The sequence below is a fragment of the Brevibacillus brevis genome, from assembly GCF_031583145.1.
In the GTDB taxonomy this organism is placed as follows: Bacteria; Bacillota; Bacilli; order Brevibacillales; family Brevibacillaceae; genus Brevibacillus; species Brevibacillus brevis_E.
The window spans coordinates 4173351-4199659 of the sequence record NZ_CP134050.1 but is presented as its reverse complement, the minus strand read 5'-3'; the positions used below and the strand labels follow the sequence as shown (position 1 = coordinate 4199659).

The 26309-nt window shown below is 54.8% G+C and carries 30 protein-coding genes and 2 tRNA genes; 19 read left to right on the top strand and 13 right to left on the bottom strand.

Annotation, left to right across the window (positions count from 1 at the left end):
• Positions 1-38 precede the first annotated feature (38 nt).
• The 7 genes from RGB73_RS20905 (at position 39) to RGB73_RS20875 (ending at position 6497) form a co-directional block, all read left to right on the top strand.
• The gene (locus RGB73_RS20905) at positions 39-1838 is read left to right on the top strand and encodes an SgrR family transcriptional regulator (RefSeq protein ID WP_310774455.1); all 1800 of its coding nucleotides are present in this window, start codon (positions 39-41) and stop codon (positions 1836-1838) included.
• Between the two features lie 205 nt (positions 1839-2043).
• Complete coding sequence (locus RGB73_RS20900) at positions 2044-2457, top strand: tellurite resistance TerB family protein (protein ID WP_310774453.1); 414 nt, start codon at positions 2044-2046, stop codon at positions 2455-2457.
• A 79-nt stretch (positions 2458-2536) separates the two neighbouring features.
• Complete coding sequence (surE, locus tag RGB73_RS20895; protein WP_310764647.1) at positions 2537-3337, top strand: 5'/3'-nucleotidase SurE; 801 nt, start codon at positions 2537-2539, stop codon at positions 3335-3337.
• Between the two features lie 4 nt (positions 3338-3341).
• Positions 3342-4382, top strand: a complete 1041-nt coding sequence (locus RGB73_RS20890) for a hypothetical protein (RefSeq protein ID WP_310764646.1) — start codon at positions 3342-3344, stop codon at positions 4380-4382.
• Positions 4383-4532: 150 nt separating this feature from the next.
• Positions 4533-5021 carry a hypothetical protein gene (locus RGB73_RS20885; RefSeq protein WP_310764645.1) on the top strand — a complete coding sequence of 163 codons (489 nt, stop codon included), beginning with the start codon at positions 4533-4535 and terminating at the stop codon, positions 5019-5021.
• Between the two features lie 159 nt (positions 5022-5180).
• Complete coding sequence (gene thpR, locus RGB73_RS20880) at positions 5181-5777, top strand: RNA 2',3'-cyclic phosphodiesterase (RefSeq protein WP_310764644.1); 597 nt, start codon at positions 5181-5183, stop codon at positions 5775-5777.
• 51 nt (positions 5778-5828) lie between these two features.
• Positions 5829-6497, top strand: coding sequence for a hypothetical protein (locus RGB73_RS20875; protein ID WP_310764643.1), 669 nt, complete (start codon positions 5829-5831; stop codon positions 6495-6497).
• Positions 6498-6518: 21 nt separating this feature from the next.
• Here the strand turns inward: RGB73_RS20875 and RGB73_RS20870 are convergent, their stop codons facing one another.
• Positions 6519-7421, bottom strand: coding sequence for a M23 family metallopeptidase (locus tag RGB73_RS20870; RefSeq protein WP_310764642.1), 903 nt, complete (start codon positions 7419-7421; stop codon positions 6519-6521).
• 135 nt (positions 7422-7556) lie between these two features.
• On the opposite strand from RGB73_RS20870, the gene RGB73_RS20865 reads away from it, so the two are divergent.
• On the top strand, positions 7557-7856 hold the full coding sequence (locus RGB73_RS20865; protein WP_310764641.1) for a hypothetical protein: 300 nt from the start codon (positions 7557-7559) through the stop codon (positions 7854-7856).
• A gap of 47 nt (positions 7857-7903) precedes the next feature.
• Here RGB73_RS20865 and RGB73_RS20860 read toward each other — a convergent pair whose 3' ends face one another.
• Together RGB73_RS20860 and RGB73_RS20855 are read right to left on the bottom strand one after the other, a co-directional pair.
• The gene (locus RGB73_RS20860; protein WP_310764640.1) at positions 7904-8386 is read right to left on the bottom strand and encodes a chemotaxis protein CheW; all 483 of its coding nucleotides are present in this window, start codon (positions 8384-8386) and stop codon (positions 7904-7906) included.
• 202 nt (positions 8387-8588) lie between these two features.
• Positions 8589-9110: an ADP-heptose synthase gene (locus tag RGB73_RS20855; RefSeq protein WP_310764639.1), complete on the bottom strand. Its 522-nt coding sequence runs from the start codon at positions 9108-9110 to the stop codon at positions 8589-8591.
• 142 nt (positions 9111-9252) lie between these two features.
• Here RGB73_RS20855 and RGB73_RS20850 point away from each other — a divergent pair, with 142 nt between their 5' ends.
• Entirely contained in the window at positions 9253-9927 is a 675-nt protein-coding gene (locus RGB73_RS20850; protein ID WP_310764638.1) for a TerC family protein, read from the top strand.
• 78 nt (positions 9928-10005) lie between these two features.
• Here RGB73_RS20850 and RGB73_RS20845 read toward each other — a convergent pair whose 3' ends face one another.
• The gene (locus tag RGB73_RS20845) at positions 10006-10623 is read right to left on the bottom strand and encodes a MerR family transcriptional regulator (RefSeq protein WP_310764637.1); all 618 of its coding nucleotides are present in this window, start codon (positions 10621-10623) and stop codon (positions 10006-10008) included.
• Between the two features lie 235 nt (positions 10624-10858).
• Here RGB73_RS20845 and RGB73_RS20840 point away from each other — a divergent pair, with 235 nt between their 5' ends.
• The 3 genes from RGB73_RS20840 (at position 10859) to fabI (ending at position 12671) form a co-directional block, all read left to right on the top strand.
• Complete coding sequence (locus RGB73_RS20840) at positions 10859-11581, top strand: ZIP family metal transporter (protein WP_310764636.1); 723 nt, start codon at positions 10859-10861, stop codon at positions 11579-11581.
• Positions 11582-11652: 71 nt separating this feature from the next.
• The gene (locus RGB73_RS20835) at positions 11653-11808 is read left to right on the top strand and encodes a hypothetical protein (protein WP_310764635.1); all 156 of its coding nucleotides are present in this window, start codon (positions 11653-11655) and stop codon (positions 11806-11808) included.
• An 89-nt stretch (positions 11809-11897) separates the two neighbouring features.
• Complete coding sequence (fabI, locus tag RGB73_RS20830; RefSeq protein ID WP_310764634.1) at positions 11898-12671, top strand: enoyl-ACP reductase FabI; 774 nt, start codon at positions 11898-11900, stop codon at positions 12669-12671.
• A gap of 135 nt (positions 12672-12806) precedes the next feature.
• On the opposite strand, the gene RGB73_RS20825 is transcribed toward fabI, so the two are convergent.
• Both RGB73_RS20825 and RGB73_RS20820 read right to left on the bottom strand, forming a co-directional pair.
• Positions 12807-15158, bottom strand: a complete 2352-nt coding sequence (locus RGB73_RS20825; protein WP_310764633.1) for a UvrD-helicase domain-containing protein — start codon at positions 15156-15158, stop codon at positions 12807-12809.
• 78 nt (positions 15159-15236) lie between these two features.
• The gene (locus RGB73_RS20820) at positions 15237-16619 is read right to left on the bottom strand and encodes a hemolysin family protein (RefSeq protein ID WP_310764632.1); all 1383 of its coding nucleotides are present in this window, start codon (positions 16617-16619) and stop codon (positions 15237-15239) included.
• 246 nt (positions 16620-16865) lie between these two features.
• Here RGB73_RS20820 and RGB73_RS20815 point away from each other — a divergent pair, with 246 nt between their 5' ends.
• Together RGB73_RS20815 and RGB73_RS20810 are read left to right on the top strand one after the other, a co-directional pair.
• Positions 16866-17531, top strand: a complete 666-nt coding sequence (locus tag RGB73_RS20815) for a YitT family protein (protein ID WP_310764631.1) — start codon at positions 16866-16868, stop codon at positions 17529-17531.
• An 89-nt stretch (positions 17532-17620) separates the two neighbouring features.
• Entirely contained in the window at positions 17621-18523 is a 903-nt protein-coding gene (locus tag RGB73_RS20810) for an MBL fold metallo-hydrolase (protein ID WP_310764630.1), read from the top strand.
• Between the two features lie 3 nt (positions 18524-18526).
• On the opposite strand, the gene RGB73_RS20805 is transcribed toward RGB73_RS20810, so the two are convergent.
• On the bottom strand, positions 18527-18889 hold the full coding sequence (locus RGB73_RS20805) for a hypothetical protein (protein WP_310764629.1): 363 nt from the start codon (positions 18887-18889) through the stop codon (positions 18527-18529).
• Between the two features lie 106 nt (positions 18890-18995).
• Here RGB73_RS20805 and RGB73_RS20800 point away from each other — a divergent pair, with 106 nt between their 5' ends.
• A complete protein-coding gene (locus RGB73_RS20800) occupies positions 18996-19850 on the top strand; it encodes a PHP domain-containing protein (protein ID WP_310764628.1) in 855 nt (284 codons plus the stop codon).
• A gap of 80 nt (positions 19851-19930) precedes the next feature.
• Here RGB73_RS20800 and RGB73_RS20795 read toward each other — a convergent pair whose 3' ends face one another.
• Both RGB73_RS20795 and RGB73_RS20790 read right to left on the bottom strand, forming a co-directional pair.
• Positions 19931-20377 (bottom strand): GNAT family N-acetyltransferase, encoded by a 447-nt coding sequence (locus RGB73_RS20795; protein WP_310764627.1) that lies wholly within the window; start codon positions 20375-20377, stop codon positions 19931-19933.
• Between the two features lie 178 nt (positions 20378-20555).
• On the bottom strand, positions 20556-21065 hold the full coding sequence (locus RGB73_RS20790; RefSeq protein WP_310764625.1) for a YjcG family protein: 510 nt from the start codon (positions 21063-21065) through the stop codon (positions 20556-20558).
• 155 nt (positions 21066-21220) lie between these two features.
• Between RGB73_RS20790 and RGB73_RS20785 the strand changes: the two genes are divergently transcribed.
• Positions 21221-21379 (top strand): hypothetical protein, encoded by a 159-nt coding sequence (locus RGB73_RS20785; protein WP_203353080.1) that lies wholly within the window; start codon positions 21221-21223, stop codon positions 21377-21379.
• Between the two features lie 2 nt (positions 21380-21381).
• On the opposite strand, the gene RGB73_RS20780 is transcribed toward RGB73_RS20785, so the two are convergent.
• Complete coding sequence (locus tag RGB73_RS20780) at positions 21382-22086, bottom strand: alpha/beta hydrolase (protein WP_310764624.1); 705 nt, start codon at positions 22084-22086, stop codon at positions 21382-21384.
• A 187-nt stretch (positions 22087-22273) separates the two neighbouring features.
• On the opposite strand from RGB73_RS20780, the gene RGB73_RS20775 reads away from it, so the two are divergent.
• The 3 genes from RGB73_RS20775 to RGB73_RS20765 all read left to right on the top strand — a co-directional run bounded on the left by RGB73_RS20775 (position 22274) and on the right by RGB73_RS20765 (position 23914).
• Positions 22274-22873 carry a phosphatidylglycerophosphatase A family protein gene (locus RGB73_RS20775; RefSeq protein WP_310764623.1) on the top strand — a complete coding sequence of 200 codons (600 nt, stop codon included), beginning with the start codon at positions 22274-22276 and terminating at the stop codon, positions 22871-22873.
• A gap of 845 nt (positions 22874-23718) precedes the next feature.
• Positions 23719-23795: transfer RNA gene (locus tag RGB73_RS20770), tRNA-Ile, on the top strand.
• Positions 23796-23838: 43 nt separating this feature from the next.
• Positions 23839-23914: transfer RNA gene (locus RGB73_RS20765), tRNA-Val, on the top strand.
• A 132-nt stretch (positions 23915-24046) separates the two neighbouring features.
• On the opposite strand, the gene RGB73_RS20760 is transcribed toward RGB73_RS20765, so the two are convergent.
• Genes RGB73_RS20760 through RGB73_RS20750 form a run of 3 tightly spaced genes read right to left on the bottom strand, consistent with a single transcriptional unit; the run spans position 24047 to position 26244 of the window.
• Positions 24047-25258 carry a site-specific integrase gene (locus tag RGB73_RS20760; protein ID WP_238501308.1) on the bottom strand — a complete coding sequence of 404 codons (1212 nt, stop codon included), beginning with the start codon at positions 25256-25258 and terminating at the stop codon, positions 24047-24049.
• 7 nt (positions 25259-25265) lie between these two features.
• The gene (locus tag RGB73_RS20755; RefSeq protein WP_238501310.1) at positions 25266-25616 is read right to left on the bottom strand and encodes a hypothetical protein; all 351 of its coding nucleotides are present in this window, start codon (positions 25614-25616) and stop codon (positions 25266-25268) included.
• Between the two features lie 46 nt (positions 25617-25662).
• On the bottom strand, positions 25663-26244 hold the full coding sequence (locus RGB73_RS20750) for an ImmA/IrrE family metallo-endopeptidase (RefSeq protein ID WP_310764622.1): 582 nt from the start codon (positions 26242-26244) through the stop codon (positions 25663-25665).
• Positions 26245-26309: the final 65 nt, after the last annotated feature.

Here is a 26309-nt window from a genome sequence, read left to right as displayed (position 1 = left end):
GCGAGAATTTCATGTTTTGGAAAGGGGGATCGGTGGTGATGAGCTTGCAGCTGGTTGAACAATACGTGCGGCTGTGTACGGGCTGTCCGGCTCTCGAACCCGGTACCCGTGTGGAAATATCGCTGGCCCAAGTGGCGGATATTCTCTGCTGCACCTTGCGCAATGCGACGTTGACCTTGAAAAAAATGCAGAACCTGGGCTGGCTCATGTGGCAGCCAGGGCGGGGGCGCGGCCATCTGTCGTCGCTCACGTGTTTCATCGGGCCGTCCGACCTGGTGTTTTCCACTGCCAAGGAGCTGGTGCAAAGAGGGGAGATTCACGCCTCCCGCCAGTTGATCGGGGATTATCAAAACCGGTGGCCTGGACTTGAGGACAGCTACGCGCGGTGGATGAGCAGCCAGTTTGGACTAAGCCGCGGCGCGAAGGGAACGAGGGGCGGCGATCGGGTCGATACGCTTCGCTTGTTCGTCGACCGCCCCTTTGGCTCGCTCGACCCTGTGAGTGTTTTGCTGCGTTCGCAAACGCATTTGGTCAAACAAATCTTCGATACGCTCGTCCGTTTCGATCCCGTCACCCGCACCATTGAGCCCCAGCTTGCCTTTTCCTGGGACGTCGACGAAGCGGGCAGACAATGGATCTTCTACTTGCGAAAAGGGGTCTTGTTCCACCACGGACTGCCTCTGACGGCGGAGGATGTGTGCTTTTCCCTGCGCCGCCTGATGGACAAGCCATCCTTGCATCGCTGGCTGCTCAGGACGGTCGAGGATGTGCGGCCGCTGGACGACTATACGGTGGCAGTCATGTTGAAGCACCCGGATGATCTCCTCCTCCATGCGCTGAGCAAGGAGTACGCAGCGATCGTCCCTCGCGGCTACTCCCAAGAGATGGGGGAGTCGTTCCCGGCTCTTCCGGTTGGGTCGGGTCCGTTCAAGGTGGTCCGAAACGACGACTCCATGCTCGTTCTCGAGGCGTTCCAATCACATTTTGCAGGGCGTCCGTTTCTCGACCGGGTGGAGCTGTGGTGTGTGCCTGGATTGGCGGATGAAACCGCCAAAAAGCAAGTGCAGCTCCTGGAGAACGACGGGAGGGCACAAATTGCCCAGCAGCGGAGACATCCAGACTGGCACGGCTTGTCCCGCCGGGAACAGTGCTTTCAATACGTCAGCCTGAATGGCAGAAAGCCCGGAGTATTGCAGCAGCCAGCCTTTCGTCAGGCATTGGCGAGCCTTTTGGATGGAAGCGAGATGCGTGCCGATCTGCAAGGCTCACGGCATCCCGTAGAAGGCTGGGGAGATGCGGGCCTTATTGCAGTCGCGGCTGAAGCAGTGGCCGTGAACGTGGGAATGGTAGCGAAGGAGTGCGGTTATACGGGCGAGCCGCTGCGCATGTACACGTATCCGGATCCAGACCACGAGGAGGATGCGCTGTGGATACAGAAGAGATGTGCGGCGAGCGGGATTGTGGTCGAAATCGTGTATGCCAAGCCCGAAGACCTGGCGAAGCCCGAGCTTTTGCAAAGAGCCGATCTGGTTTTGGACAGCGCCAATGTCGACGAACGGGAAGAGCTGTCCTTGCTGGAGCTGGTCTTTGCCGAGACGCTGAGCATTTATCATCATCTGGATGAGGCGGGCCGCTCGATGATCGCGGAGCTTGCCGCGAAGGAACGCCAAGCTGCGATGAACGGAATCCTGACCGTCCTTCGCGAGCGGAATGTTTTGGTTCCATTGTATTCGAACCGGATTGAAAGGGAGGTTCACCCACGCCTTTGTGGGCTCTCGCTGGATTCGTACGGATGGATTGACTATTCTCGTGTTTTTGTGCGATTTCAAGAGATGTAACAACGGTATGAAAGGATGAAAGGAACGTGCAACAGGACAAGACTTCGGATGGTCGTCAGAAAGCGAGAAAAATTTGTCACATATTAGTGTGAAACCGCTTTCCTTTTTCAACGTATAATTAGGTAAAAGGATTTTTACCGTTTGAAAAACAGAACATATGCAGCCAGAAGACGGTAGGAGGAGGAAACGCGTGTTGTATACGAAAATGGAAAAGGACAAACAGATCTTGTTTGCATCCATTCGTTTGATGATATGCGTCGGTCACGCCGACGGTTATATAGGAAATAAAGAAGTGAACCGCATTCATGAAATGGTGAATTCCGAGCATTTTACCTTGAAGGAACGACAAATCTTGATGGATGACATGGATTATCCGAAGCGCCCGGAGGACATCGTCCGCGATCTGGTCGATCTGTCTCAAACCGAAAAGCTGGTGATGATGCGCAAGCTCTATCACATGGCTCTGATTGACCGCAAGCTGTCTCCGAAAGAGTCCAAAGAGATCGCGCGGATTGCGTGCCTGATTGGCATTTCGGAGGAAAAGCAGGCGCAGGTGGAAGAGTGGATCATCGACGGTATCAAATGGCGGGAACGCTGGAACGAGATCGTCGCCGAATAGAGAGGGCCCCAATTGCATTGGGGTCCTTTCGCTTTTTTGGTACAATAAGGAGAATCTAGCAAATGAGGAGGACGAAACGATGTTGCGTATTTTGATCACGAATGACGACGGCATTGATGCGCTGGGCATCAAGCGGCTGGCGGAAGCGCTGCTGACCTTGGAGGGCGCGGACATATACCTCGTAGCTCCCCAGGAAGAAAAAAGCGGCGTAGGCCACGGCTTGACGTTACGCAGCGCATTGGACCCGCAGGAACGCGACTTCTACGGTCTTCCGGTCAAGGCATGGGCCATCAACGGGAATCCCGCCGACTGTGTGAAGGCGGCCTACCACCTGCTTTTTGAAGACGGACAAAAGCCGGACATCGTCTTTTCCGGCATCAACGTCGGGACAAATCTGGGACGTGACATTTATTACTCGGGTACGTGCAGCGGGGCTCGAGAGGCAGTCATCCTCGGCGTCCCGGGCGTCGCTCTCTCGTACGACAACTGGTTCGATCAGGAAAACTACGGCGAGGTGACCGAGATGATTCAGCCGCTAGTCCGGGAATTCGCCGAGCAAGCGAAAAAAGGCGTCCTGCCGGAAAACGTGTTCTGGAACGTGAATATTCCGCATGTGCCGCAAGCACAGATAAAGGGCATCGTGCCTGCCTCCCTGTCACTGAACCATTACGAAGACAAATACAGCAAGGAAGAAGAGGGCTACTTCCTGATGCGGGAATACCCGGAAGCCGAGCCGCCAGCCGAGCTGCTCGATTACGACCTGGTCAAGAGCGGTTACATCGCAGTCACGCCTGTCCATATCGATGCGACGGACAAGGCTCTCCTGAAGGAAATGGGCGAATGGTCGTTCGTGAAATCGTGGGGGAAACGCGAGGGATAACGACATGACGGAAGCGTACGAGCCGCTGATCCAGCCGGATCCTGCCCTTGCCTCCCCGGACGAACGGACCTTGGGCGAGCGCTTGGACCCGGAGCAATTTGATGATTTGTACAGGCTGGCGGGGGAGGAAGGCCTTCCTTACTTCGCTCGTTTGAACGGACAGGGAGTGGCGGAGCTGTACCTCGTGTTCGAATCGGTGGATGCTTTCAGCGAGCAGACCCGTGATGCGGTCTCGGTTGAGTTCAAAACGTACCAAAGCCAGCTGCTCGCTGTCATCTGGACGCTGTCCGATCCGCTCCATCCGCTCGGTTTTCCCTTGAGCTTCGACATTTCCAAGGCGGAAGAGCGCCACATGATCCAGACCATGCTTCGCCAGCCTTTTACTCCTCTGCACTACCTGTCCTATGAAGAGGGCGGTCTGACACACATCTACACGGAGCCGATCACGTTCTCCCTGGAGGAAAGGGCGCGCACGACCGAAATGATCCGCGCCCTGTACGAAGGGACGCCCGAAACGCTTCCGGAAGCGGCGGAGGTGAAGGAGGAAGAGATGCAGTCCATACCCGCCACGTCCCTTCCGAGGTCGGTGTTAGCGGAGGAAGGCATGGCTTTCGTCCTGGATTATCGACGGATGCTGGCAGCCTACGATGAGGAGGAAGCCCAGCACCTGCTGATGAAGACGCTGCAGCAGGCGGTCTGGGTCGTACGACGGCACTCGCGGAGCGAGGTGAGAGATGCTTCTTTCACCGTCTGGGCCGCCGAGCAAGAGGCGTATTTGTCGCTTGTGGTGACGCCGTCTCTGTCGCATTTGTTTGAGGTCATTCACATGTCGGAGGACGAAGCGAATCCGTTTTCCCGCTTTTTTATGGCCCTGCCGGCTTTTCTCCGATGCGAGGAAGCAAATCCGCTGCAGCTCGGCGCCTTCCCGATTTTGCGGTATGAAAAAGGACGACTCTATCATTTGGAGCTGGATGACGAAATGCAGGAGGTCCTGTCCGCTCTGCATCGGGAAGCGTTTTCGTCCATGGACGATCCCTATCGGTAAATAGGGCGACATTGTGAAAACGAATTTTCATAGGAATTTTTTTCACTTCGATGAAATATGGGTAAATAAGTCATTTTTCAACAAAGGATACGACAAGGAAAATTCCGAACTTAGGTAGGACAGATAATCTGCTGGGGAGAGGTGACAACGATGTACGCTGTTCAACCCGATGTACTACAATACGTTTCTGACTGCGCTCACCGTTTTCAAGGGGAGATCGAACAAGTGGCCGCGAATCACGGGCTTACGATCGAGGGCGGACTCCCTGCCTTGGAACTGCAAGTGACCCCACAATTTCAGGCTTTGCTGGAGTATACGTTGTGGGGAGAGGCAGGAGTCGTCGCCGTCCACGGAAAGCTGCGCTTGCCAAGCGAAGTATTGTCGTCAAAGGAATCTTTGTCGATCATGATGAAGTTTTCCTTGTCCCACGACCCGAATCTGGACATCGAAGGAAAAAAACAACGCATTGAAGAAATTTTGTACGGAGAAGTCGACCTGTTTTGGAACATCCCGCCTGCGGGTCACGTCGGCCACGTCGAATTGACCATTCGCTTTTCCTATCAACCCGGTACCGGCAGGCTCGGTGAATACGTCCGAAGCGTTTTGGGCATCGTAACCGGTAAAATGTTGGCTGCATAAGGAGCGAGAATACAGAAAGGCTCTCCCGATGGAGAGCTTTTTTCGTACAGATAGGCATTTATCAAATGCCGATCCAGTATAAGGACAACCGCAGCTTGGCCAAAAGGCATGGCGTATCCAGGATTTCTACATTTCCAAAGGAAGGAGACAAGGGGGCACATGCGTCTATTCGTTGCACTGGACATTCCGCAGCACGCCGCTGCATACATCGCCGACGTTCAGCAAAGGCTGAGGCAGGATTTGACGGCCGATCGCTGGCAATCGCTGCAAAACTTGCATCTGACCCTGCATTTTTTGGGCGAGGTACCTGAGTCACTGCTGCCAGCCATCTGCGAGGACATGGACATCGTCAGCGCCATCATCCAGCCGTTTACGTTGCGAGTAGGTGGATTCGGCGCGTTTCCCCATGCCGAGCATCCCCGTGTGCTTTGGCTTGGCTTGCGCGGCCAGACAGATCCGCTCAAGCAGCTGCATCTTCTGCTCGGCAAGCGTTTTGACCTCCATGAAGGCTTGAGCTACGACCAAAAAAAGTACAAGCCGCACATTACGCTCGCACGCGGCCCGCGTGTGCAGGGAAACGGCTTGCCGCTGATGGAGTGGAACGAGCGGTACCTGGCCATCGAATCGCCCCGCTGGGAAGTGAAGCACGTGCATTTGTACCAATCCGAGCTGAAGCCGGAAGGAGCTGTCCATACGATTCTCCATTCAAGCACGTTTGACAAAGATCACAGCAAAAAACAAGCGGGTCCTGAATAGACTAAGCAGAGAAGGAATAGGGGAGAACTTCCAGAAAGCGGTGGAAATCGGATGGGTGAGTTCACGACCGGCATTCTTTATCCACGCAAATACGAACCGAAAGTGCGGATCGCCTTGTCCAAGACGGATCAGCCGTACTTCCACAGAAACGTCAACGGCGACTGGAACGCTTTCTTCCTGCAGGACGAGTGGCTGGAGACGTCCGCGACCCTGCAATTTGTGCTGCAGCTGTCGAAGCAATTCGTGCCGCTTCTCTGGTTTCACGACGCGGAAGACAACGGCTGGGGGTTTCGGCTGTTTGATGCCGGCTACGAGGTGTCCTCCGCAACGATCAGCTACTCGCTTGACGTAGAGATGGCGGAAGAAGAGTTTGGCCGGCTCTATCCAGAGATTGACCTGCAGGAGGGAATCGGGGAAAGCGAGGACGTGCGGCAAAAGTACGAGGACATTTTGGATCGGGTGGTACGTTCGGAAACGTATCGGCGGGAAGTAGGCAAAGGAATTACCCGAATCAAGCCGCAGTGCTTCAACCGGATCGCGGGGCCCAAGCAGGTGCAGCAGTTGCGTTCCCTGTTTGACCTGCAGCTGCTGACCGATGTGGACGAAGAGACAGGCGCTTCGCTCTTGTACGATTCGGTTGATCTGTTCAAGGAGATTCTGGGGATTGAAGAAATGGTATGGGTGAATTACGCGTATTTGGCGAGTGGGGGAAGAGAGTAGAGAAAAGTGGATGCTATGCGGCTACACATAGTCATCCACTTTTTTTTGCCCTTGTACGGTCATGCCCTGAATGACGTGCGGGACAGTGGCAAACCGGATCGGCAAGGACTTAGAATGCAACAGATCGGAGGAATCCGACACTTGATAATGCAGGTGAGGCTCGCTTGAATTACCGGAGTTGCCGCAGCGGCCTACGACTTGTCCCTGCTCGACCGAATCGCCCGGCTTCAAGGTGACGGAGCCGTGCTGAAGATGGGCGAGCAGACTGTACTCCCCGTTGCCGTGATCGATCTCGACGAAATTGCCGGCAGCGTACCGTTCATTGACAGCGCCGACCAGCTCATTGTCCAAAACGGCATCGGATACTTTGAGGACCTTTCCTGCTGCCGGTGCCAGAATGGGCTGGCCGAAGGCGAAGTAGCTCTCGTTGCGCAGCGGATCGCCGGCATAGGTGTATCCGTCGCGCATGACGAGAAAGTCGAAGGCGTACCGCTGGCTCGGATAGGCGTAATGGTAGTTCAGCAGCTCATTGGCACCGCCCCAGTACGTAAACCACTCTCCGTGGAATGGCAATTGATAGATTCCTTTGGTCGGTGCATCATCCGTTTCCGGGAAACGGCTCAAGTGGGCGAGCCGCAGGCCGAGGATGGTGCCGTTTGCGTCGATGGCGGCGGACATTCCGTTTTCTCCGCTCTCGTCGACCCACACGTAGCGCACGGCATTGCCCCACGGCACGATCGAGGCGGGCAGCTCCTGGTATTGTTTCACCTCTTGATGAAATTGAGCGGAGAAGGTACTGAACTCTTCCAGGCTGAGCTGCTCGCGAAACGAATCGCTGCATGCTTCGTAGATAGGTGTATATATCCCCTCAAGAAACGCTTTTGGGATCCATGCCGCCCGTTTGATCAGGTCCTGTCTAATCATCTGATTCACTCTCCATTCGCAGTTATAGTACGGATGAAAGCGGCGGGAGTTTCCCCGAAAACCATTGACAGAACAGTAGAAAAACAGAGAGTTGGGATATTTTGTAGATTTCCTGACAGAAGGAGGAGTGAGCCTTTGAAAAAATCATTGGTCACGGGTGTCATACTCCAGTGTCTCCTGTGGATCATCGGTCTTCTCCGGAATAATCTGGAGCTCGTAGAGACGCTGTCGTTTTACCTTCTCGGTATCTGCGTTCTTTTTGCGGCAATGATCAGTTTCTCCGCCATGCTTCCCGACACGCAGGCTGCCTATTACGCCAATCATGCCAAAGAGAGGTCCAGCAACAAAAGCAGAATGCGCTGGATGGTCCATCTCCTGTGCGTGGCGCTGCCCAGTCTGGCCGTCTACTTGCTCATGGCGAACGATCTGCTGTAAAAAGCGAAAACCCAGAGCCATTTTGCGGTCCTGGGTTTTCGCTTTTTTTAGGATTTCTTTTTCCACTGTCCAAAGATTTCATTTACGTCCAGCAGCATGATCAGCTTGTCGTCCAGACGGGCGATCCCTTGCAAGTATTTGCCCTCAACTCCGGCCACGATGGGAGGAGCTGCTTCGATCAGGCGCTCCGGAATGTTCATCACTTCCGATACCGATTCGACGATGATGCCGACGTCGAGGCCTTCGAGCTGCAAGTCGACAAAGCGGGTATCATCGGTTTCCGCGACAGGCTCGAGGCCAAACATTTTCCGCAGGTTGATGATCGGCAAGATCCGTCCGCGCAGATCGACGACTCCTTCCACGTACGGCGGGGATTTGGGAAAACGAGTGATCGGGAGCGGCTTGATGATTTCGCGCACCAGGGATATGGACAGTCCATAAAATTCGTTCCCCATTTTGAACAGGATGGATTGAGCGGCAGCTCCCTCCGTGTCCCACTTCGCTCCTTGCGTTTGTTTCGTCAGTTCCATGCAGGTATTCCTCCCCGAACGTCTTTCCCATTCTATACCCATATTGTACCATGGACAAACCACCGCAGGGATGATTTTTCCCGGGGGAGCCGATTATGTCCTGAGAAAAGGCCATACTAATACAAAGAAAAAACAGACGGGCATGCGGGCAGCATCGCCAGTCTGTTTTTCGCCATTCGAGGCCAATCCGATTTTTCGACGTCTACGGCTCCCGCAGTTCGGTCAGTGATATCCCTTGCTCCAGGGCGAATTCGAAGTCGTCCACATCATAAAATTGAACGGGTACGATGTATTCCAAAATCCGATCCTGATAATCCGGCTGGTCGGTGATCAGCGGGATTTCAAATCGCATGGACGTAAGCAATAGCTGTGTCTCGACGGGATCAAAAATTTCCCCCCACATCGCGTTGTCTTCGACCTTGACGATCGTCAGGGTGACGCCGTTCGGGAAAGTAAACGGGACTTTGGACCACGGAGCGATCAAGCCTTTCTCCAGCCGTTTGCGGTTGAACGGATCGTGGAAAAACTGGCTCATCTCCTGCATGATCTTTCGGACATATTGATCGTCACCGATGTTCGGCATGATTGGTTCCGGGCTTTGGATAAATTCGTCCAATTCATAGATTGTCGATGCGGGTATCAGATATTCTACCGGTTGCGATGGGGACATCAGTTCCCCGTAGATAGCCAGCATGATCGCCTCGGTAACGAATTGTTTCGACATTTCGACAACCCTCCTCCTTATCATCATACTGAATTCCCATGCGGACAACAAGCCCGGACAGAACACCCGGGTGCATCCGTTTCCCGATTTTGCCCGGTTTTGACTTCCATGACAAAAAGAACGGAGGGATGAGGCGCTGGATATGTCCGTTTTTTTCTCGTCTCTGTTGCTCATTATTACCATCAATATCGTCCTGAGTGGCGACAATGCCGTCGTGATTGCCATAGCCTGCCGAAAGCTCGCGCCACAGCAGAGAAAAAAGGCGATTCTCTGGGGGACCTTCCTCGCGGTGATCGTGCGCGTAATCGCGACCGTGCTGGCCGTCTACCTGCTGAAGATCCCTTACCTGTATGTGATCGGCGGCCTCATTCTGCTCTGGATCAGCTACAACCTGCTGAAGGAAGAGGAGGAGGATAACCGGATCGAATCGACTGAGGATCTGGTACAAGCGGTCAAAACGATTGTGGTGGCGGATGTGATGATGGGGTTGGACAACGTGCTGGCGATTGCGGGGGCGGCGCGCGGCAACCTTCTGCTGATCGTGCTGGGCCTTGTCATCAGCGTCCCGTTGATGGTGTTCGGCAGCCAGCTGATCCTGAAGGCGATGGAACGATTTGCGTGGTTGGTGTATGTGGGATCGGCCGTGCTGGCGTGGGCAGCCGTCAACATGATCGTCACCGAACCGGTAGTGGCAAAATGGCTCGCGCAGTGGGGAGCGCTGGGGACGACGATTCTCAAGACAGGGATCGTAGCGGTGGTTCTCCTGCTCGGATACTGGCAGCGAAGCCGGCACAGCCGGGAGCATGCGGGGGAATGAACAAAGCTGAGACGGCAGTCGTCTCAGCTTTGTTTTTGCGGCTTGTCCGCCATACGGTGAAGGCGGAATCTCGCCCGGTTATTGCTCTGCTGCCCGATCGGACCGGGTAAACCAGCGGAATGGATTTAGCGACCAGCGTGGCTCGTGGCGGGCGTACCGTTCTTTGCGCCGCGTCAGACGCTGCTGCATCAGATCCATTTCAAAGGTCACGCGGCGCATCTCCAGGCGCAGGGACTCCTGCCGCTCTTCGATGTCCGCGATTTTTTGCAAGATCGTCGACTGCATATGGTTCAGGGAGCCGAGCTGCGTCAGTTCATGCTGGAATTTTTGCAGGGCCTCGTGGACGCTCATCTCGATTTCGCCCAGCCCGGTTTGCGGCTTCGCCGGAGCGGAGACAGTGACGGCGGTCTCTTCCGCCGCGGTCAGTTCCTCGGCCAGCAGCATTTCTTCCGGGATCCGTCCTTCTTCGATGAGCTGCCGCTGAATGTCGCGAAGGGAGCTGTTCCCATTATCTTTCCGTTCCTTTACTTCCTTCAATAGGGCGAAGCCTGTTTCGCTGATCAAATAGTGACCCTGTGGATTTTTCAGTCGCTCGTGTGCCGGCACGAACAAGTCCAGCCAGTTGCGCAGTGTGCGAACGTGTACATCAAGGCGATCAGCTACCTCTTTTGAAGCCATCCAAACTTGTACATCCATCCCGAATCACTCCCTTTTTCCCCTCGATATTCCCGGTGGACTCATTATAGCACCATTTTTTTCCCGGCAAGAGGGAATCGACAAAGGTTCTAAAAACTAGTGGGGATTCGTCCGTTTCGGACAGCTTTGCGTTTTTTGTCAAAAGAGCGCAAACTCTCATAATGCACGGGACAGGCGCGTACAATGGAAGGGATTGTTGTCCCTACCCAACTTAGGCGGAGGAGAGGACCGCACGATGTCGTCTGTTTTTTGGATTGTCTTGCTGTCTGCTGCGGCGGCCAGCAGTATCGGAGGGCTGATGCTCTGCATGCGCGCCTGGTCGGAGGAATCGCTTTTCGCCATGATCAGCGCGGGGGCGGGCCTGCTCTTGGCCATCACGCTGCTGGACCTTTTGCCGCATGTGCTGGAGGGGGAAAACCATCGGATGATGCCGTTTGTCCTGGTCGGATTTGCCGTCCTGTTCGCTATCGAGGCGATGGGCAAATCGGGAGGAGACCTTGGATCGACGGGGGTCATCGGGGTATTGACCGGGTTTTTGCTGCACGCTTTCGTGGAAGGCGTCTCCTTGACCGCGAGCCTCCGCATGGACACGCAAGTCGGCGTATCGGTTTTGTTCGCGATGCTGCTGCACAAGATTCCGGACGGGGTGACGGTCGCATCCCTGCTGCTTGCGGCTACACGTTCCCGGCGAATGGCTTTCTGGGGGGCTACCTCGCTCGGAATCGCTACCGTCGTGGGGGCGTGCAGCATGGGTGCGGTGGAGCGGATGTTTCCCCCTGATTGGTCGCCGGTGATGCTGGCGCTCACGACCGGAATTTTTTTATACGTATCCGCCAGCCACCTCGTCCCCTATATCCAGCATGCGAGGAGAGCGCAGCTTGGCGTGTACTTTTTCGGGGCGATACTGGCTTACATGCTGCTGACGGCGTACTTGTCGGGAAGCCATGCGCATGTATAAACGCGATGGTCGGATGTCACTCTAAGAAAAGACTGGCAGAAATGACTTACGCGTGAAAGGAGTCGGGTCGCATGGAACGAAAGCAAGTGTGGAGGAGAGCGGACGATTTCGCTCAGCTGCCATCCGAATTCCCGGAAATGGGGACATCGCTCAATCCGTTGGGAGAGCCGTGGTGGGATCCCGCAGATCCTGACGGTTCGACAGATTCTTTCTTTGACAACGAATAGCCGTCGCAAAAACCCTTTCCCATCCTCTCGTAACCGCGGACAAGATCGGTTATAATGTGGAATATGTTGGAAGGGGGCCGATGTGCGCTATGAATACATTGTTACAGGGGAAGAACATCGTAGTCATGGGAGTGGCGAACCACCGCAGCATTGCTTGGGGAATCGCCCAATCGCTTCACGACGCAGGCGCCAATCTGATTTTTACCTATCAGGGAGAGCGCCTGCGCGAGAATGTCGCGGAGCTTTCCGCCAAGCTCGGCAAGGAGTCGCTGCTGGTGGCCTGTGACGTCACCAAGGATGAAGATGTCGAGGCGGCTTTCGCTGCCATCAGGGAGCGGGTGGGTGTCATCCACGGACTGGCCCACTGCATCGCCTTCGCCAAGACGGAAGAACTGGAAGGCGAGTACGTCAATACCTCGCGTGAAGGCTACGCATTGGCGCAGGACATCAGCGCGTACTCGCTGGTGGCCGTGGCCAGAGCCGCTCGTCCGCTGATGACAGAGGGCGGCAGCATTGTCACGATGACCTACTTGGGCGGCGAGCGCGCTGTCCCCAACTACAATGTCATGGGTGTCGCCAAGGCGGCGCTGGATGCCTCCGTTCGCTATTTGGCAAACGACCTGGGGAAAGAAAACATCCGCGTCAACGCCATTTCGGCCGGCCCGATACGCACATTGGCCGCGAAAGGAATCCGCAACTTCAACTCGGTACTCAAAGAAATGGAAGAGAAGGCGCCACTTCGCCGGACCATCGATCAATCCGAAGTGGGCGATACCGCTCTGTTCCTGTTTAGCCACCTGTCCCGCGGGATCACGGGTGAAATCCTGCATGTGGACGCAGGCTACAACATCATCGGCGGTTGATCCTTCCTTTATGAATAACAGGCTCTCCTCCCGCGCACACTGTACGTAAATGCGAGGAAGGGAGCCTGTTTTATGTTTCCGCTGATTACGAATATGGAAGAATTTTTGATCTACATGGGCGGCGGCTTTCAGTATTTACCTGCCCATTTCGGCGACGAAGCGGGAGATCCGGGTCTTTCGGCCGAAGCGCTCGCGGGGAATCCCGATGCACAAGGTGTGACGGGCCCGGGTAATGGCGACGTATAGAAGCCTGCGTTCTTCCTCGAGAGCGGCATTTCCGCCCCGTCGCAGCTCGTCGAGCGTATACTCGTGCGGCAGGGCGCCTTCTACGAGGTCGGGCAGAAAGACGTGGTCGTACTCGAGGCCTTTTGCCCGGTGAATACTAAGGACGTGTACCGCTTCATCGGGGAGTGGCCGCTGCGTGCGCCACTCCTTTTCGCGCTGTGCCATCTGGTCGATGTACTGCAAAAAGTCGGCGACGGTGGCATGGCGCTTGGATGCCGAGAGCAGCTGCTGCAGCTCGTCGCTCCAGCGGTCTTTTCCGTCCTCCCGGCTGCGTGCGCGTTTTTTCAAGTAATCGCGGAGCTTGCCGTCCTCAAAGACGAGCTCCAGCGCCTGAGCCGGCGAACATTCGCGGCAGGAGGCGAGGATGTCGGCTACCGTCTGCAAATGCTTCCGCTGATACGGCTTGAGCTGGGTCAGACGGGGGAGGACATGCAAAATCGGCACGTCCTCGAGAATCGCCTGGCTGCGAAGCGTGTTCCACATCTCGTGGGAAATGTAGAGAGTGGGCAAGATTTCCTTCAGCGCGTCGGTGTCGTCCGGATTGAGCGCGAGCCGTAAGTAGTGCAGGGCCCAACGGACGGTCTGCCGCTGGTAAAAGGAGTCTTCCTCCTGGGTGTAGTGAAAAGGGATGCCCGCTTCACTGAGCCGCTCCACGATCGGGCGCGCCGATTCGTTGGTGCGGTACAGAATGGCGCACTCTCCAAGCGTAGCGCCCTGCTCCGTTCGATGAAGGATTTCATCGACGATGCGGGACGCCTGTTCTTCCTCGTCTTCCGGCTCGAACAAGTAAGCGTCGCCCTCTTCCATGTGAAAGGAGCGGCATTCTTTTGCCCAGCGTTCCCGGTTGTGGCCGATCAGCGAGTAACCGAGGCTGACGATGGAGGCGTGCGAACGGTAATTGACCTCCAGCGTGATCGTCTGGGCGTCGGGAAAGTCTTTGGTAAAGCCCAGTATGTATCGTGGATCGCTGCCGCGGAACCCGTAGATGGACTGGTCGTCGTCACCGATGACGCACAGGTTGTTTTGCGGCGCGGCCAGCAGCTTGACCGTCTCGTACTGGATCCGGTTGATGTCCTGAAACTCGTCGATCATCACATGGGTGATTCTCTCCTGGTAGCGGCTGAGCAGCTGCGCGTCTTCCCGCAGCATCTCGTAGCAGCCGATCAGCATGTCGTCGAAGTCGAACCAGCCGAGCTTTTTCTTTGCTTCCTCATAGAGCGGATACAGCATCAGAGCCTGTCTCTCTGCATCGCTTGCCGCTTCCCGCAGCGCAGCTTCGCGGGGGAGGATGTATTCGTTCTTCCAACGGCTGACCACGCCGAGAGCGTCGAGCGCCTCGTTTTCCTTCAAAGCCGCCAGCTCCTCATGTCCCAGGAGAACGCCGGATTCCCGCAGGAGACGCCACTTTTGCCACTCCTTTTTCAAGAGACGCTGCTGGTCCCAACGGCCAGGCTGATGGTGCAGGAGCATCCGGTAAAAAATGCTGTGGAAGGTGCCGGCGACCAGCTCTCGGGCTTGATTGGGCGGGAGCTGCCGGGCAATGCGCTGGCGAATTTCCTCCGCAGCCTTGGTCGTAAAGGTGACGACCATGATCTGTTTCGGCGACAGGCCGATGTCTTTGATCAGATGAGCCGTGCGGGCCGCCATCACGCGCGTCTTGCCGCTGCCCGCGCCAGCCAGGATCAAAAGAGGCCCGTCGGTGGTGTGGACGGCACGCTGCTGGCCGGGATGCAGCGGTTCACTTTGTTTTTCCGCAAGATGCTGGATCGTCTTCTTGGGCGTCAGGCGCTTGCGAAAAACAGGCGGTTTGGGAGCAGGGGAAGGAGATGTCGCGCTGCTGGCGATGCTCCGCTTTTTCGGCAAGCGAAAAGAGCCGATCATCTCCGCTTCTTCGTCTGCGGCAGGCTTGTCCTCTACAGCAGCCTCGGAAGCGGCGCTGGCAGCGGCTGCTTCTTCCTGTGCCTGAAGCCAGTCAGGAGAAAGGACATCCTCCTGTGACGAGACCGGGCAAGGCGGTCCGTCCGATGCCTGTGGATGCGCGAAGTACGGCTCAAACGTAATGCCTGCGATCAGGCGCAGAGGCGATCCGCAGACGGGACAGCGCACCTGATCCTGCCGTGCTGCCATTCGCCAGAACGGAATGCGATTGTACGTCTCCGGCCTCAGCAGGATGGGTTTGTTTTCGAGAATGGCATGTTTCATCAGGACACCTCAGGCTGATAGTAAGTAAGGAAAGAAGAAGTGCCCCCCGGCCGCAGGGGACACTCGCACGTTGGTTTGTCAGGAAGATTGCGCGTGCGACAGCACGGTATCTTCAGAGATGGAGGGGGAATCGATTTCTTCCCCCATCTGCGTTATGTCCACGCGGGTGATCCGGTGGTTTTCCAGCTCGCTGATCGTGAACTGATAGCCTTGGAACGTGACGGCTTTTCCTTTGCCCACTTCCTCGTTCAGCCGGCTGTACAGCCACCCCGCAATTGTGTCGACTTCATCGGACACGATCTCAATCGTAATGTAGTCGCTGAGCTCTGTCAAAAGCGTCTTGCCGGAAACGGACCAGGCATTGTGGGAGCTCTCCTCGATTTCAGGGCGTTCATGCTCGTCGAATTCGTCCTGAATGTCCCCGACGATCTCTTCGAGGATGTCTTCCATCGTGAGCAGGCCGGCTGTGCCGCCGTACTCGTCGATGACGATCGCCAGTTGAGAGCGCCGCTTCTGCATCAGACGAAGCACGTGGCTGATTTCCATGGACTCCGGCACCGTCAGCAGCGGACGCAGGAAGTCCTTCAGCTCCGCTTGGCCCGTGGTCAACGCAGACAGGTAAAAATCCGAGGTGTGGACAAAGCCGATCAGCCGGTCTTTGTCCTCGTGCGCCACGGGGAAGCGGGAATGGCGCGACTCTCTCATGATGCTCAGATTTTCCTCGAACGTATTGTCATCGTACAGGCAGATCATGTCGATCCGGGGAATCATGATTTCCCGGGCAAGGCGTTCGGAAAAGGCAAAGACGTTGTCTACGAGGGCAAGCTCTGTCTGGTCGATATGGCCGCTCTTGTGGCTTTGGTTGACGAGCAGGCGGATCTCTTCTTCCGTATGGGCAAAATCGCTTTCAGAGGCGGGCTCGATCCCCAGCCGGCGGATAAAGAGATTGGCGGCACCGTTCAACAGCCGGTTCAGCGGATAGCTGAGCTTGAAAAAAAACAGCAGCGGCCCTGCCGTCCACAGAGAGGTCGCCTCTGGTTTCTGAATGGCGAGCGATTTGGGCGCCAGCTCGCCGATCACGATATGCAAAAAGGTAATGATCGCAAAAGCAATGGCCAGCGAAACCGGGCCGACCAAATAAGACGGAAAATGAAAAAATGCCATCACGGGTTCGACATAATGGGCGATGGCAGGCTCGCCGACCCACCCCAAGCCGAGCGATGCCAGCGTGATCCCGAGCTGGCAGGCGGACAAGTAGGCGTCCAGTTGCCGGGTGACTTTTTGCGCGTAGCGGGCGCTCTTGTGGTTGCCTTCGCTAACGAGCTGGGTCAGACGGGTTTGGCGAACTCTTACCAACGAGAACTCTGCTGCGACGAAGAAACCGTTCAATAATACCAAAAACAGCACGAGCAGCAGATTCAGCGTAAGCTCCCCTATCGGACTCTCCAAGCATACCCCCATCCTCCCGCCGTGCGAAAGGAGGAGAATTCACCTCCGTATGAAAGAGAATGGTATTTCCAATGTACGATCAAAATCAGGCAAACATTCGCATGTTCCTTGTTATTGGATAGTATACCAACAGGTCTGCGGAACAGTCAAAACGTTCCGACCCGTCCGAGCATACTTGCAGATGGTTGGACATACCGAATTGCCTCGCATCATACACATAAACGAGCGACAAAGGAAGGGACAAAGGAAGGGGGGAGGATGATGTACTGGCTGACAAAAGCGGCCGCCATCCTGGCTGGAAGCATTCTCGTGGCAGTCGGCGTCAATTTGTTTCTCGTGCCGCATCGGCTGATGGACGGGGGCATGATCGGAATCGGCCTGTTGGCGAGCTATTACGTGCAGCTGCCGCCAGGACTCGTGATGATCGGCGTCAGCATTCCGGTGTACGCCGTGGCGTTTTTTTATGACCGCCGGCTGTTTTTCCACAGCTTTCACGGGATGCTCATCTCTTCCTTCTTTATCGATATTTTCTCGGGGATGCGAAGCTGGAATCACTGGAGCGTCACCAGCTCGGCAGTGACGGGAGGGGCGTTGATCGGGACAGGCATCGGATTGATGCTGGCCTACGAAACCAATACAGGGGGAACGGACCTGCTCGCCCAGTTTCTCGCCCGGCGGTTTGCCATTCCCGTGAGCCTGCTGATCTTTCTGATCGACGGCATGATCGTGGCTTGTTCGCTGCATACGATCGGCTTGGAGAGGATGGTGTTCTCGCTGATCACCATTACGGCTGTTGCGGCGACTACGCACATGTTCAGCGGAATCAGGCGCAGGCGTCCTCCGTATATCGTCATTGGGCCGCTTGGCGAAGGCGCTGTACGCAAAAAACAGACCTGGTCCGGCGTGGATCATTTTACCCGGTAGAAGGCCAGCGGCAGGGAAAACGGTGAGGGGGAAGGGAAGGGGAAATTTATGGAGAAACTATATAGGAAAAGCTGAAATGAGGGACGTCTTTGTCTGCCAATCCATTTGAAATGTTGACGGAGCGAGTCGGCTATTTTCCCGGTCACGTGAACGTTGGTCTGGTCCTGGGATCCCGCGGGGCGATTCTAATCGACTCGGGCCTGGATACGCAAACCGCAAAAAAATTGAAGAAAGGGCTGGACGCGATTGCCCAGCCCTTGAGCGCCATCGTACAAACCCATGCTCATGCCGACCACTTCGGCGGCAACGCTTACCTGCTCGGCTGCTGGCCGGAAGCGCAGGTGTACGCACCGCCGCTGGAAGAGGCGATCATCCGCTATCCGATCCTGGAGCCGATCTACTTGAATCTCGGAGCAGACCCGCTCCCGGATTTGCAAAACAAGTTTCTTCTTGCAAACGCTTCTCGGGTGGACCACCTCCTTCCTGTAGAGGGGGAGTTCGAGATTGACGGTGTGCCGTTTTCTATCCTTTCCCTGCCGGGGCACAGCTGGCAGCAAGCAGGCGTCGTCTGCGATGGCATCTGTTTTGCCGCCGACAGTTATTTAGGCGAAGAACTCTTGGAAAAGCACAAGCTTCCATTTCTCGTCGATGCGCATGAGACAATCGTCAGCCTGGAAAAACTGCTGCAGACCCATTACAAAGGCTACGTGCCTGGGCACGGCCCTTACACCACCTCCCCTCAAGCGGCTGTGGACAAAAACATCGGGCTGCATCGCAGCATTTACGCGCGAATCGAAGAGATTTTGCAGGAAGAGAGCACGCTGGAAGAAGCGTTGGCTCGTCTTTGCGAGCGCTTGCATATTTCCGTGGAGAACGCCTCCAGTTTTGTCCTGTATCGGACGGCGTTCATGGGATACCTCGCAGGACTTTTGAAAGAGCAACGAGTCGTCTATCGGTTCAATCAAAACAAATGGTTGTGGAAGAAAGCGTAAGAATCAGGATGGTGCGGAGGGTGAGGAAAGGTAGTCGGCGATTTCCGCCAGCTTGTGCTCGGCGGCTTCGCGGACGGCTTTCGGGATGAAAAAGACTTCGTCGGATGCGGTGTTCATGTAGAACTTCGCTTCCAGATAGGGATGCCCCAGCTTGACGGTAAGCTCGCCTTTCCCGGTCGTCGCATGGGTGAAGTTCGTGGGAATGCGCAAAAAGTACGTGCTGCTGCTGGCGGAGTCGTAGATGACGACATCATAGGTGGGCGTGGCGTCCCCTCCTGATCGTTGAAAGCCCTGCAGTCGGAGCATCTTGTCTACGTAGGAGAGCGGCTGCACGACACCGGTCAGGGTTTTGTTTTTTAACCGCATGGACATCCTCCTCGGCTCAACCTTTGGGAAATCGGGTTTGGTATCATCCTATGTAGGGCGATCCGGATTCAGACTCGCGGAAAAAGAAAAGAAGGAGTGGACCTGTATGAAGAAGCAGGCAGATTTGCATACCCATACGAAAGCGTCCGACGGCACCTGCGATCCGGCCGAAAACGTACGCCTGGCCAAAGAGGCGGGGCTCATTGCCGTCGCGATCACGGATCACGACACGGTCGGAGGCGTAGCGGCAGCGATGGAAGCGGCAGCCGGATCGGGGGTGGAGGTGATTCCCGGGGTCGAAGTCAGCTCGGTCGGGCGCGGGCAGGATATTCACGTGCTTGGCTATTTCGTGCCGTACGAGGACGCGGCTTTCCAGGAGAAGCTGGTCGGCCTGCGGGAAACGAGACACCAGCGCAACCAGCTCTTGATCGCCCGTCTTCAGGAGCTCGGCATCCCGATCACGCTGGAGAATGTATACCGCCGCAAGCAAGGGACGGACAAAAACATCGGGCGGCCCCACATCGCCGAAGAGCTGATCGAGCTGGGGGTCGTTTCGTCGATTGACGAGGCGTTTGCCAAATACTTGGGCAAGGGGGGCGCGGCCTACGTCAACCCGCCGCGGATCGCGCCGCAGGAAGCCATCACCTTGATCAAGGAGGCGGGCGGAGCAGCTGTCCTGGCCCATCCCGGACTGTACGACGACGATGAGCTGGTGCAGGAGCTGATCGCATTCGGCCTGGACGGCATCGAGGTCTACCATCCGGACAACGATGCCGGGCAGCGCGAGCGCTATACCGCCTGGGCGAACGAGCACGACCTCGTCATGACGGGCGGCTCCGATTTCCACGGATGGCGCGGAGAAGAGCCGTTTCACGCCATGCTGGGCTCGCATACCGCCCCGCTGGAGGCCGTGGAGAGACTGCGGGAGATTGCGGAGGAAAGGAAAGCGGGGAGGAAGTAAGATTTCCCCTTTCACAGAAAGAAGCCGGTCGAAACACTTGGGCAAAAAGCGTTTCGACCGGCTTCTTTATCAATAGGCTCCTACAGCTGCTTCACCATGGCGATATGCTCGATCCCCGCCTCGTCGAATACGTCGCCGTGCGGCTGGTAGCCGAGTTTTTCGTAGAAGCGCTGGGCGTGCGTCTGAGCATTCAGCTTCAAGGTTTGGTACTGCTGCTCCCGCGCCGTTTGCTCCATCGCCTGCATGATGAGACGGCCCAGGCCGCTGCCGCGCTCCGTCTGCGTGACGGCTACGCGCTCGACTTTGCCCACGCCTGGTGCATACGGGCGCAGACGGCTGGCACCGACCGGCTTATCTCCGTCGTAGGCGACGAAGTGAATCGTGCCGCTGTCTACGGCGTCATGCTCGTCGATCTCCAGATCCTCCGGCACTTCCTGCTCCTCGATGAAGACGACTCTGCGCACGGAGAGGGCGTCCGCCATTTCCTTTTCCGAGTGGACTGGTTGGATCAGATAGGTTTTGTTCATGGAATGACACGTCCTTTATATGAGCAAAAGATCCCTCCCTGCCTAAAAGAGGTCAGGGAGGGTCGGGGTGTTGCGGTATAAGTTTGGAACATGCGCCAGTCCCGGAGTGCTTCGCGGCGCTGCCAAACAGGGATCGATCTGCAGGTGCGAATCGTAGCCGCAGCGATCGAGCGGGCGCTTACTTTTTGAGCAGGAAAGTCTGGTAGACGCTCCAGATCCCGTCCTCCAGCTGATAAATCAGGTGGAAGCGGTCGATCTCCGAGGTCAGGTCGATCTTCGCCATGCTGAGCTGTCCGGTCACATCGCGTAGCTCGTCGTCAGACAGGTCGCGCCCGATGGTCAGGTGAGGGACGTACGCGTACGTTTCTTTCTCGGACACACATTGGTTGATGATCTTTTGGTGCAGCTCGGTAAACGGTTCTTTATTTTGAATGGCCAAGTAGATGACGTTGGTAGTCGGATGGAAGGTAGATACCCGATGGAACTGGGCCGTAAAGCTATCGGTAGAGGAGGCGACTTGCTCCAGGTGACTGACCAGCTGCGGCAATTGGGTCTCATCCAGTTCGAAGCCCTCTTTCAAGCGGATGTACGGCGGGATCAAAGCATAAGCCGGGTCGTAACGCTTCCGGTAAGAGTTGGCTACTTCTTGCACCTTGCTGGACGGGAATACGACGATACTGTACATCATAAGAACCACTCCTCCTTCACTATCTAGCAAGCATCTTTCTCTGGTTATTCTGCTATTTTAACAGAAAATTCTTCATTTGTGTAATGTTAAGCGCGTGTCCGTATATTCCTCCTGCGGCAGGAAACACTGTGTAGTGCAAGGAGGTGCCGCACAGCATGTATATGGCCATGATGATCACTTTCATTTTTCTTGTCCTGCTCTTGCTGTCCGTGCTGACGTTCACCATCCTCTCCGCCATCCGCAAAGTGGAGTTTGAAGAGGCACTGGTGACGCCAGTGAAGGACGAAGGCCCGCAAGAAGAACAGCCACGGTAAGTTTACCCAAACAGCGACCGCAGCATACGCGGCAGGTTGGCTTGCCAATGGCCCCACGTATGGTCACCCTCAAAGGTCTCATAGACGAGGGTGGCCATTTTCGTGCGCAAAATGTCGCGCAGCTCCTCGTTGGCCGCGACGAGGTCAAGTGTGCCGCGTGCGGAGGAGACAGCCGTCTCTTCTGTCCCGATCTCCAGGTAGACGGTGAGCGGAACGGTAAAGTCCGTCTCGGCGACACGGCGGTTCAGCTCGGCGTCCATCGCAATGGACTGGCAGGCGACCTGTCCAAACGTATGCGGGTACGCCAAAGCGGTAAACAGGGAAACGACGCCCCCGAGCGACTCCCCGATGAGCGCCCGCGCATTGCCCAGCGTCTCCGTCGAATAGTGCGTATCGACATAGCCGACGACTTCCTCCGCCAGAAAACGCCGGTACGCCAGATGCTCCCGTCCATCGGGATGGTACCGCGCTTGCCGTTTGCTTTTGTCCACGGGAATAAAGACGGCCAGCACGTCGGGCAGTTCCTTCTCCCGGATCATCCGGTCCAATAGGGTAGCCATCCGGCCCATCGCCAGATAGTCATCGCCATCCTGCACGTAGAGGACGGGGTACGAGTAGAGCGGAGAATAGCGCTCCGGGGTGTAGACGATCAGCTTTTCCGGCGTTCCCAGATGCCGGCTGTCCAAGACGATTTCCTCAAGAGCCACAGGTTTGTCCTCCTTCAGGATGTTCTGGTGAATATTATACAGGAGCGGCGGGGGTTTAAAAACGGAAGAACGCACTTGCAGCGCCTCAAGCTTTTCCACTGTCGGTGAAAAATTGTCGCAATTTTGTCACCGTATGATACTATGGTAGGAAACGACTTCACTCGATTTGCGGAAGGGGTTGTCTCTTATGAAGAAGCAAGTGCACAGCATCGAAGTCAGAAACGCCGCCCTCTCGCGCCTGGCGGAGCGGGGCGTCACAGTGGAAGACATTGCCGAGATCGTGTACCTCATGCAGTCGCCCTACCATCCCGACCTGACCATGGCGCCATGTATCGAGAGCGTAAAGGCCGTCTTGGAAAAACGCGAAATGCAGCATGCCATTCTGGTCGGGATCGAGCTGGATACGCTGGCGGAGAAGGGCCTTCTGTCCGAACCGCTCCAGTCGATCATCGCTTCGGACGAAGGGCTGTTCGGCTGCGACGAAACACTGGCGCTCGGCTCCGTTTTCGGGTATGGGAGCATCGCGGTGACGACCTTCGGGCATTTGGATAAACACAAGGTGGGCGTCATCAAACGCCTGGATACGAAAACAGCTGGTGGACGCGTGCATACGTTCCTGGATGACCTCGTGGCAAGCGTCGCGGCCAATGCGTCCAGCCGGATGGCCCACCGGATGCGGGACGAGCAGGAGGCCGAGCTGGCGAGGCAGGAAGCCTTGGGGCAGCAGCCGGCAGCCGAACTGCGGATTGAGGGGCAGGATGACAAGAAGGCGGGGCAGGCTGGGTAATTGGTTGGGTTGGGCAGAAATATTCTTTCAGATAGCGAGAAAGTAAGTCTTTCGTAAAACCGTTTTCTTTGGTTGTTGCCTGAATTTTGTTTATTACCTGAGTAAGAAAGGTCGATCCATTCGGGATGAATAAAGCCATTCTCCCTGGGGGGAGGGATTACGGCAGGCCCAGGCAAGTGTGTGGAACCTTTGCGTACTTGGAGTGCCGTAATGTTGGGGAAGCCTGGGGAGGTGGCTTTTTGCGTTGGGGGATGGAGTAAGGAGTGGGGGAGGGATCCTTTCGTCTTTTGTTTGGTTGGGATATGGGGTAATAGGTTATAATGGAACTGGGGAAATACAGGCATTTGTTACATTCTTACTGCTTAGGCCCCTTTTACGCCCCATTTAAGCTCCGTTTTACGCGCCATTTTACGCTCCTCACGGGTGATCAGTTTCGAAGCTAAAGTCACTTCGCGGCTAGAGTAATTTCAGATGTATGTCTGTTGCATGCTGTGTTTCGGTCATTGGTTTTATCGGCTGTATTTCTTTGATCTAGATTTTGATCTAGATCTAGATGTGCTTCTTCCCCGGGGGCTGTTTTGAAGTAGAGCTTTTTTTCCTACTCGTGTATTGATTCGACCTAAGGGTCTTTAACCTAACCAGATATTGATTTGATCTTGAGTTCTTTATCTTCACCCGGTATTGACTTTTACTGGGAAATTGAGGGCGGAGGAATGTCTTCGGACCTGTCTTAGTGAAGGTCTTTTGGTGGGAGTGAAAAAATTACTAGAAATTATATTTTTCCTCTTGAATTTCGTTTTCGTATGCTGTATAGTAATAAATGTGATCGACGTCCGGTGCGATTGGGGCCCTTAGCTCAGTTGGTCAGAGCGGTCGGCTCATAACCGATTGGTCGTAGGTTCGAGTCCTACAGGGCCCACCATGAAACGAGTACATAGCTGTTTGACGATCACAACATATCCCATGATCCGGTAGCTCAGTTGGGAGAGCACCATCTTGACAGGGTGGGGGTCGCTGGTTCGAACCCAGTCCGGATCACCATAACAGAAACGCCAAAAGCCTTGAAAATCAAGGCTTTTTTTGTTGTAATAACCGCCTGAAAAAGACTAATACAGGCGTCAAAACTCATAATTGGGGACGGGCTGGGGACGAATTTTTTGGCCGTTGTGACCATCAGGCCTTTTTACTTTTCGGCTGACTGTCGAAGAGAGATTCAAAATGTTTAGCAGCCTCCTGGTCAGCAGATCGTAAAGCGTGACCATAAATGTTCATGGTCGTAAGGATGTTAGCATGTCCGAGACGTTCTGAAATGATCTTGGCATGGACACCTTTGTTAATAAGAAGAGTGGCCGAAGTATGTCGCAAATCGTGAAAACGGATGTACTTCAGCTTGTGCCGCTTCGTAAAACGTGACCACCAAGTCTTTACGCTGGAAGGGTAAAGTGGTTTTCCGTTCCAGGAGGAAAAGACGAAGAATCGATCGCCACCTTCCCATAGTTCCTCTGATTGCATCCGTTTCTTGCTAGTCTGAACTTTCAACGCCTTCAGATCATGATATAAACTTGGGGGAATGGACACGATCCGGACCGAATTTTTTGTCTTTGGTTCCTTTACAACGTAGCCGATCCCCTTCACGTAAGTAAGCGATTGGCGGACATCAATGGTACCGGCCTCCAGGTCAACATTTTTCCACTCCAATCCAAGCAGTTCTCCTCTTCTCAGGCCAGTTGTCAGTGCCAAGGCAATCATGACTCTCCACATCAGCTTTTCACGTTCCAATGCCAAGAACAGTTGGTGAGCTTCAGCTTCGTCATATACGCTCATTTCGGCCTGTTCAACTTTCGGCTTCTTTATCCCGTCCATTGGGCTTGTTTTAATTACCTTCCACTCAACAGCACGGTTAAATATATTTTTCAAGACGCGGTGGATATATTCGATCATCCCAGACGATAACTTTCCCTCCTTGCCGTCTTTCCGGGAGCCTTCTTCTTCAAGTTTTTTTATAAAGGTGACGATGTGGAGAGGTTTGATCTGATCGAGACGCATGTGGCCGAATTCAGGAATAATCCGGTTATTAATTTGGATCAGATAGTTCTCTAATGTTTTAGCACTTAGTTCTCGTTTGGCATACTTTTCTCTCCATTCGTCAACAAACCCAGCCAATGTCATCTTTTCGGGGGAAATATACTCACCGGCCTCAACCTCCATCTTGAATTTAAGCCACTCACTTTCCAGATATTCTCTGAGCTTCTTCGTTGTTTTCAATAACGCTGGATCTTCAACCTTGATGACTTTTCTTTCGCGCAACCGTTCTCCATTAGGTCCATACCCCAATTCAACGGTTAAACGCCAAGAATTAGCGCCGCGTTTTTCAATGCTTGCCATGTTTGGTTCACCTCCATGGATTCATCTGCAGGAGCTCTTCGAGGTCTGCCACCTGCAGCATAAGAAACTCGGCATCCCAATAATCTTGCATGTTTTCCGTTGCGCGCCTACGGAGAGGGTCAAGCCGAATCCCGAACTTCCCTGGTTTATCTTCGCTCACGGTCAGATCTGCAAGCGTCACCGTTATCCCCATGCTGTCCGACGAGAAATCTTCCGCTCCCTGTCGTTGGAAGGGAGCAGCTATGGGGATATAGGCTATATCTTTGTTCCAATCAAGTTCCCCCTTCCGAAAATTGATGACGTACCAGAGCGGGGCCATCTCCCCCTCGAAATAATCGTAAAAAACTGCAATTTTCATCGTATTACAACTCCTTGTCCTTTTTGAAATTTTCTTTTTATTGCAGTCAGAAAGAGCCTTTTGTTTCGTCTGACCAGTTTGTGGGATTTGCTTTGCTGTACTGACTCTGAAGATAGGTAGCAATCCTCTGACTGTATTCTTCCTGGCTGATTCGATTTTTGATCTGTTTGAATCGACGTGTTGCGAGGTCAAGCGGAACCCGAAATTCGTGAGCCCAGTACATGGGGACATCTTTCTCGTATGTTGGCAAATCCAGTTCCAGCACCATAAAGAAGGGAATAGCGGCGTATAACTGAAACTGCGATGCTTGCGTTTTCTGCAAGTCCCGGAACGCCTTGGGGAGCATTTGTTGATCACCGACGTGGCGGAGCGGGTGACAAAGTTCATGAAAAAATTCGCTCTGAGCAGATGGCTCGTCCAAACGAGAGTCGAGAATGATCATAAAATCATTAGAGCCATCGTCAATCCAACGGGCATGAGATTTTGTCGGGAGATAGGATATTTCACCCCCATAAATGTTTGCAATCCGGTGAATATCAAGGTCTTCTGGCGTGAAGATGGAATGTGCGAGGTATTTTTCAGCAATCCATTCCTCAAGTGGAGTCATTTTGTAGAGCGACAAATCCACACAAACCCCTCCTAAACAAACATTTGTTCGTATTTATGGGTGAAAATAATAGCCCAAAGGGCTAT

What these genes read in the sequence shown, in the direction of transcription:
- RGB73_RS20860 (WP_310764640.1), bottom strand. Translation starts at nt 8,386, where the DNA reads ATGGAACTGACGAAACAAACGCAAGGAGCGAAGTGGGACACGGAGGGA.
- RGB73_RS20870 (WP_310764642.1), bottom strand. Translation starts at nt 7,421, where the DNA reads ATGATTAGACAGGACCTGATCAAACGGGCGGCATGGATCCCAAAAGCG.
- RGB73_RS20855 (WP_310764639.1), bottom strand. Translation starts at nt 9,110, where the DNA reads ATGTCGAAACAATTCGTTACCGAGGCGATCATGCTGGCTATCTACGGG.
- RGB73_RS20775 (WP_310764623.1), top strand. Translation starts at nt 22,274, where the DNA reads ATGAAGAAGCAAGTGCACAGCATCGAAGTCAGAAACGCCGCCCTCTCG.
- RGB73_RS20885 (WP_310764645.1), top strand. Translation starts at nt 4,533, where the DNA reads ATGTACGCTGTTCAACCCGATGTACTACAATACGTTTCTGACTGCGCT.
- thpR (WP_310764644.1), top strand. Translation starts at nt 5,181, where the DNA reads ATGCGTCTATTCGTTGCACTGGACATTCCGCAGCACGCCGCTGCATAC.
- fabI (WP_310764634.1), top strand. Translation starts at nt 11,898, where the DNA reads ATGAATACATTGTTACAGGGGAAGAACATCGTAGTCATGGGAGTGGCG.
- RGB73_RS20850 (WP_310764638.1), top strand. Translation starts at nt 9,253, where the DNA reads ATGTCCGTTTTTTTCTCGTCTCTGTTGCTCATTATTACCATCAATATC.
- RGB73_RS20890 (WP_310764646.1), top strand. Translation starts at nt 3,342, where the DNA reads ATGACGGAAGCGTACGAGCCGCTGATCCAGCCGGATCCTGCCCTTGCC.
- RGB73_RS20835 (WP_310764635.1), top strand. Translation starts at nt 11,653, where the DNA reads ATGGAACGAAAGCAAGTGTGGAGGAGAGCGGACGATTTCGCTCAGCTG.
- RGB73_RS20820 (WP_310764632.1), bottom strand. Translation starts at nt 16,619, where the DNA reads ATGGGGGTATGCTTGGAGAGTCCGATAGGGGAGCTTACGCTGAATCTG.
- RGB73_RS20795 (WP_310764627.1), bottom strand. Translation starts at nt 20,377, where the DNA reads ATGAACAAAACCTATCTGATCCAACCAGTCCACTCGGAAAAGGAAATG.
- RGB73_RS20875 (WP_310764643.1), top strand. Translation starts at nt 5,829, where the DNA reads ATGGGTGAGTTCACGACCGGCATTCTTTATCCACGCAAATACGAACCG.
- RGB73_RS20840 (WP_310764636.1), top strand. Translation starts at nt 10,859, where the DNA reads ATGTCGTCTGTTTTTTGGATTGTCTTGCTGTCTGCTGCGGCGGCCAGC.
- RGB73_RS20845 (WP_310764637.1), bottom strand. Translation starts at nt 10,623, where the DNA reads ATGGATGTACAAGTTTGGATGGCTTCAAAAGAGGTAGCTGATCGCCTT.
- surE (WP_310764647.1), top strand. Translation starts at nt 2,537, where the DNA reads ATGTTGCGTATTTTGATCACGAATGACGACGGCATTGATGCGCTGGGC.
- RGB73_RS20805 (WP_310764629.1), bottom strand. Translation starts at nt 18,889, where the DNA reads ATGCGGTTAAAAAACAAAACCCTGACCGGTGTCGTGCAGCCGCTCTCC.
- RGB73_RS20790 (WP_310764625.1), bottom strand. Translation starts at nt 21,065, where the DNA reads ATGATGTACAGTATCGTCGTATTCCCGTCCAGCAAGGTGCAAGAAGTA.
- RGB73_RS20755 (WP_238501310.1), bottom strand. Translation starts at nt 25,616, where the DNA reads ATGAAAATTGCAGTTTTTTACGATTATTTCGAGGGGGAGATGGCCCCG.
- RGB73_RS20760 (WP_238501308.1), bottom strand. Translation starts at nt 25,258, where the DNA reads ATGGCAAGCATTGAAAAACGCGGCGCTAATTCTTGGCGTTTAACCGTT.
- RGB73_RS20800 (WP_310764628.1), top strand. Translation starts at nt 18,996, where the DNA reads ATGAAGAAGCAGGCAGATTTGCATACCCATACGAAAGCGTCCGACGGC.
- RGB73_RS20900 (WP_310774453.1), top strand. Translation starts at nt 2,044, where the DNA reads ATGGAAAAGGACAAACAGATCTTGTTTGCATCCATTCGTTTGATGATA.
- RGB73_RS20905 (WP_310774455.1), top strand. Translation starts at nt 39, where the DNA reads ATGAGCTTGCAGCTGGTTGAACAATACGTGCGGCTGTGTACGGGCTGT.
- RGB73_RS20815 (WP_310764631.1), top strand. Translation starts at nt 16,866, where the DNA reads ATGATGTACTGGCTGACAAAAGCGGCCGCCATCCTGGCTGGAAGCATT.
- RGB73_RS20825 (WP_310764633.1), bottom strand. Translation starts at nt 15,158, where the DNA reads ATGAAACATGCCATTCTCGAAAACAAACCCATCCTGCTGAGGCCGGAG.
- RGB73_RS20785 (WP_203353080.1), top strand. Translation starts at nt 21,221, where the DNA reads ATGTATATGGCCATGATGATCACTTTCATTTTTCTTGTCCTGCTCTTG.